Source organism: Longimicrobium sp. (assembly GCF_036554565.1).
Classification (GTDB): Bacteria; Gemmatimonadota; Gemmatimonadetes; order Longimicrobiales; family Longimicrobiaceae; genus Longimicrobium.
In genome coordinates this window covers 1-5,658 of the sequence record NZ_DATBNB010000830.1, presented here as the reverse complement: position 1 = coordinate 5,658, position 5,658 = coordinate 1, and the positions used below count along the sequence as shown (strand labels likewise).

5 protein-coding genes are annotated in these 5,658 nt (G+C 63.4%); 2 read left to right on the top strand and 3 right to left on the bottom strand.

Going from position 1 to position 5,658, the window contains the following annotated elements:
- The coding region (locus tag VIB55_RS23525) for a hypothetical protein (RefSeq protein ID WP_331879120.1) at positions 1-1,370 on the top strand (1,370 nt) is incomplete at its 5' end.
- 118 nt (positions 1,371-1,488) lie between these two features.
- Here the strand turns inward: VIB55_RS23525 and VIB55_RS23520 are convergent.
- Positions 1,489-3,243 (bottom strand): Ig-like domain-containing protein, encoded by a 1,755-nt coding sequence (locus tag VIB55_RS23520; RefSeq protein WP_331879119.1) that lies wholly within the window; start codon positions 3,241-3,243, stop codon positions 1,489-1,491.
- On the opposite strand from VIB55_RS23520, the gene VIB55_RS23515 reads away from it, so the two are divergent.
- On the top strand, positions 3,236-3,490 hold the full coding sequence (locus tag VIB55_RS23515; RefSeq protein ID WP_331879118.1) for a hypothetical protein: 255 nt from the start codon (positions 3,236-3,238) through the stop codon (positions 3,488-3,490). The two genes, VIB55_RS23520 and VIB55_RS23515, sit on opposite strands and share 8 nt — an antisense overlap.
- 589 nt (positions 3,491-4,079) lie before the next feature.
- On the opposite strand, the gene VIB55_RS25685 is transcribed toward VIB55_RS23515, so the two are convergent.
- Positions 4,080-4,601 carry a DUF1353 domain-containing protein gene (locus tag VIB55_RS25685; RefSeq protein WP_414682261.1) on the bottom strand — a complete coding sequence of 174 codons (522 nt, stop codon included), beginning with the start codon at positions 4,599-4,601 and terminating at the stop codon, positions 4,080-4,082.
- Between the two features lie 515 nt (positions 4,602-5,116).
- Positions 5,117-5,512: a hypothetical protein gene (locus VIB55_RS23510; RefSeq protein ID WP_331879117.1), complete on the bottom strand. Its 396-nt coding sequence runs from the start codon at positions 5,510-5,512 to the stop codon at positions 5,117-5,119.
- Between the last annotated feature and the right edge of the window lie 146 nt (positions 5,513-5,658).

The window sequence follows — 5,658 nt, the reverse complement described above, 5'->3', positions numbered from 1 at the left end:
AAGGAATGCAGTCCCTTACCGAGACGATCCTCAAGAATCCAGGCGCACGAACGAGAAAAGCGCTCGAGGCATGGGATAGTGCGGATCAGGCACTCGACGGCTTGGGCACCTTCCACAGAGAAGGGATTGCCGTGTTTGCCTCCACCGAATGGAAGCAGAAACTGCTATCCATCTACGAGGAGTTTCTACGTGGCAAGGTGGATTACCGGGATGTTGTCGCCGCGACCGCGCGTGTAGTGGAAGCTGCACGGGAGCGCTGGCGGGGAGCGCTTGCTCGCCGCTCAGCGCAACTGAGATCTGAACTCTCCCGTGTACAGAGCGATATCCATGCGGCAAGGGCGCACGGTCCGCGCAGCGCGCTGGACGCAGAGACGCTTGCGATTCATATCGCGGCCTGGTTCCTCCTATTCACGATCATTGCCGCGGGGCTGGAAATAGGCTCCAGAGATACTTATACGCACGAGAACCGTTTCCCGGCGATGATGTTCTGGGCCCACTCCGTCTGGATAAGCGTGTTGCTTGGCGTGGGCATTCCCATTGTCAGGAGGACGTGCCGTTCCACTGTCGCTGAGTCGATGGAGGCGCCGCTTCGAGACTGGGTTCCAGCGCTCGAGCAGGAAATTACTTATATCGAGAAGTTACGCGCGGCGGGCGGTCCAGTAGCGGTGCCGGCCCTCGGCCTTCCCGGGAAAGTGCCGCCTGGCCCGCGTCTGGGGCGCAGGCCGCGCTGGCCGGAACTCGTGGCGGTGGGTGCGTGGCTGCCAGCCGCCGTGGTTGGGATCGCCGTGGTGCTGATCCTCAGGTCCTGGGCGGAATCCACTTCCGTTGTTCATCAGGTTGCGCCAGCAGCAGCAATGCCCGTCTCGACCTCAGGAGGAGAAGGTGCGGAATCGATCTCACCTCAGGAGATTGAGGAATCCATACTTGGGATACGGCGCCGGTTCATTGAGACCAACAAGCGGTTGACGTCGATGGAGCCCCGCTATGTAATGTCTCCACCTGCGATAGGCTACTTCGCTTCCGGTGAAAGCGAGAGTCTCCCACAGAAGATAGTCTGGATCCGTCGAGGTGATTCCCGCCGCGGCATCAGCGAGTACTACTTGCGTGCGGGGCAGCTCGATTTCGTATATGCCCATGGCCGGACCGCGCAGGGCGAGTGGAGCGAGCGGCTCTACTATCATCGCACGGGTTCACTGATCCGGCGGCTGGCAGACGGGGCTGAGCAGCCGTTGGCGGAGAGTTGGGGAGTTTCGGATGCTGAAAGAGACGTGCTGCGCCAGCTTCTACAGCCCTACAAGGCGTGGCACGGACTCAACTGCCAAGGGTGCGATCCGTTGGAGTGGCTCCGGAACGAGTTGGTAGAAGACTGAATGGTGGAGCCGCAGCGACGAACGCCATGGCACACCTGCGTAGTCCAATCGAGTGATCGCAACGAACTTGAATGATGCTGGCCGGAGTTGGCGCTCCGGCCAGCGTATGCAATGTCCACTACAAGCCCAAACGGATCACCTGCCATCCATCGTTGTCGAAGCTCTCGAAAATCCATTCGCTCTTGCCGGCCTCACACCAGCCGTCCTCATAGTCTCCGTCCAAATCGATGTCGCAGTTCTTGTCCTTGGTGTGCCGGTAGTAATCCCACCCGATCTGTAGTGCAGCCGCGCCGCGGAGTCGTATTCTCGTCTCGACCCACACGCGCTCCGTATTCGGTGGCAGCAGTCGCCGAAAATGCGTCCCGGAAGGATCCGTCCACGTATCCTCGATCCAGACATGCCAGGCCTTGTCGGAAACAGTGCTAAGCGGCAGCCGCACGATTCCGTTCGCGACGGTGGCGCGTTGCTGGAGTTCGTCCCACCGGAACTCGAACCATTTGTCCCGGGAGGCGAGGGTTCCGCCTAGCCGCCCATCGCTGTAGGAGTTCTCCTGGACGAGTTCACTTCGCCCGCCGACAACCGCCCAGAGCCGGAGGTAGTCGATCTCGACCCACGACGGCTCGGGAGCGCGCATGTCATCGACGATGGTCAGCCAGGGCGTGGCCGCCGTGAACGTCCCGCGGGCGTGCGCCGGAGGCGCGTTCGGGTTGGGCCATCCGACTTGGCCCTCCAATCCGTTCACGAAGAGGTGAGGCAGGCGTGCGGGCATTTCCGCCGGCTCGAGCCAGATCCCCGCGGAACCGCCGTCGACCCTGATGTCCGAATCCCTGAAGCCCGTGTTGTTCGGCGCCATGCATCCGGCATTGGAAAGGTCGATGCTTCCGTCGCCGAGATGCCCGAACAGGCCCCACACGCTTGTACCCGCGGTGCTCGAGGCGGTGACGTTCGCGAAGCGGCGAAGGCCGCTGACGTCGAAGGTAAAGCCTGCCGCCCCGGCCCCGGTGACCGGGCGTCCGGTCGGGTACGCCCAATCGTTCGAGGATCCGACCATTCGCCACGGGTTTGCGAGCTGCTCGGTCGGCAACAAGGCGTGCGCGACGAACGCGTGGCGGCGGCCACCAGCGGTATCTACCTGGATGAGACGGTTGAGCCGCGCTGCTGCCTGCCCGTCGTCGGGCAGTTTCATCGCATGCTGGCTTCCGAGTTGGTGAATGCCTGCGACGCCGTTCCAAGAGACCAGGTTCGCCCATCTGCGGGCATTGCCGGCGAACTGTACGACAGTGAAGCACGTCCCGACGACCGGCAGGGCCGTCTCGTACCAGCCTGCTTCATCGCCCGAGGTTACGAGTTGCAGGCGATAGACCGGGTTGGGCTGAACCGGCTGGTATGCCGCTTCGTTCTCGAATCGCTGCAAGTATTGATTGCCCGCCCATGCGACCCACAACGTCTTTGAAGCGTCGAAGCCGGAGCCTTGGATCACGGAGGGGTGGATACGCGCGCGGCCGTCTGGTAGCGCCCGCGCGAAGGGCGGCGGTGTGACCTGCACTGTCGCTTGGCCCTGAACACCCTCGCTCGCTGCGATGATGGTTGCGGACCCGATGCCGCTTGCCGTGACGAGCCCACTTCCATTTACTGTGGCCACGGACGTGTTGGTGCTGGTCCAGGTGACAAAGCGATCGGTAAGGACGGCGCCCGCACTGTTCTTCACCGTCGCGGAGAACTGGAACGTGGCGCCGGCCTGAAGGGACGCGGATCCGGGCGAAATCGTCACGAAGCCGACCGGGACGCGGTTGACGGTGATCAGGAACTCTCCGGCTTTCCCGCCCGTTTCGGCTCGGATGCTGGCTTGGCCTGGGGTTACCCCGGTGATCATTCCTGATGGGGAAACCGAGGCCACGGCCGAGTTGCCGCTGGACCACGAGAACTGGACGCCGGAGATGGCAGTTCCGCGTTGGTTCCAGGCAGTGGCCGAACCCTGCACTGCGCTTCCTACGATGATGCTCGATGACGGCGCGGTGGCGGTAACCGTGGCCACTGGTTCTGCATCGATTACTCTTTTGCATCCCGCAAGCGAGAAGCTAGCGGCCAGTAAGCATCCCAGCGGCTGGAAAGGGCGGTGAAAGAGCATGGTGGTACCTCGAGACATGGAAAGGGGGACGTACATAAATGGGCTCTCGGGGCATCCCACGAGATGTTCCCAAGAGAGCGATGCATAGTGCTGGTGTCCGTCCCCTAAGCACAATGCTTTCGTATTCTGTACGGCATCGAAAGCATTCCATATGAACGCGACTCGTGTGAGACGCTCGGAGCACGGCAACTTGGCCCCGGGATTCGCGCGGGCAGTTACTTCGGATCGCATCGGGTTTAGCCCGGACCCTGACCCCGTACCCGGCCCATCCTGCGCCTCTTGGGGCAAACAAAGCTTGTATTGTGCGAGTGGTACCTGGGCCGCTGTACGGGGCAGAATCCGGAACTCTCGACAGCGGTTGGATACCTGGGGTTGTTTGGGAGCTGCCGGTCTCGGGTGTCCTGCAGTTCACCACTTCGTAGCAGGGCGTCCAGTCCCACAATTCTAGATCGCCAGTTTGCGAATGGAACGGGTCCGCCGCATTCGTGCGGCGGACCCGTTCTTCTGCCCTCCAAGTTGCGTCGGGACCCGGCGCTCGATCACAGGAGCAATACAGCTACGAGCTATGACCAGCCGATGAGCTACCGGGGTCCGCCATGTGCGCAGAATGCCTGTGACACGGGTACTTTCGGCAGCGGCTGCACGCCTTGCTGCTTCAGGAATCGCCTGTAGTCAGGCCACTGCTCCAGTGGCCCGGGTCCGCGGACGCCGCTCGTCGGCATGTGCCGGGGAAGGCCGATTGCGCGGTCCCGGGCGTTTTGGCGCCACGCGCGTCCCCCGGCCCTCGCGACGGCCTGGTACATCGCGTCACGCTGGGCCGCAGGTACTTGCATCTCTCCCATTGCTAGCAGGAAGATCCGGTCAGCCTGCCTTCGGCTGCAGCCTTGCTCCCAGTACAGGTAGTCGTGTACCACCGACGGGAGCAGGTAGGGGCCGAATGGCGAGATCAAACTCTGGAACGCTTGCGGGATGCTTGCGAAATCCGTTACGAACCCGGCCGGGACCACGATGCTGTCCTGGCTGGTGCCTACACGGTACGTGAGATTCCGGAACACTTCCCAGTTCTTGGCGGAGCCTATCGGCTGGAACGGGACCCTTACCATTGGCGCAGCTGATCCGCCGGCTGGTGGGCCGGCGGGAGGGCCTGATTCCACAGGGGGCGCGAGTACTGGCGGCGGGGCTGCGGCGCGTGGAACGCATCCGGCGACGATGAGAAGGATCGCAGACGCCGCAACGTTGACCGATTTGATCATGATACCTTCCGCTCTGTATGGGGGTTCTACGGATTAGATGGACGGGCGCCCGGATTTTCGCACACACCCCTGTTCACCGTGCGCTGGTTCCAAGAAGCGCCCAGCGCTGCCTAGCGTCACGCCGAGTGAGCGAGCCACGTTCACTCTGCCGTGCGCTTCGGAGAGGTTGTCTGCTGGATAGCCCTCCGCGCGGCTTCGCGGGCTTCCGCGTACTCCTCGGAGTTGGGCGCATGGCTATCGCCGTCCACGCTGGGGAGGGGCGGGAAGGAGGGCCTGTCCGGCCGCTGCTCGTCAGCAATCCCGCCGCACCCAACTCTTTGCCCCGCCTACCGGTCGTATCCAGCGCTTCGTGGCACTCCGCAGCTTCAGTCCCGCCGCCGGCTCGCATCACCAGCGGCGCCAGCCGCGGCGACGACATCAGCCGGAGGGTCGACGTCGGCTGCCTGGTGCTGCTCCATGAGAGTCGAGATGAGGGCGGCGGCCGCGCTGGGGCGGCGCTCTGCCGGGAGCGCTCGGACAAGGACCAGCAGCGCGTCCGAGGCGGCGATGGGGGGCCCCTCAGTCCGCTCCACATGATCGCGGTACCAGGCGAGCAACTTGTCCAGCGTCTTCTGCTGCGGCCGGGAGCCTTCCAGAAAGAGCTGAAAACCGCGGAGGGCGATGCCGATCTCGCGCGCTACCGCGCGGTTGGAAGAGGCCTCAGCGCGCGCCTGTGCGGCGTCTCTCAGGCGCGAAATAGAGACGTACCGGTCAGGGGGCATTGCCCCTCCGACCGCTCCCGACTAACTTTTGACTAAAAGATGGTGGATTACACTCGGGAGCATAGGGCCTCACGCGTGCACCTGCAAGCGTGAGGTGGCTACGCCGAGTGTGCCGCGCCTGCCGTCAACCCGCAGCGACGGCGGAG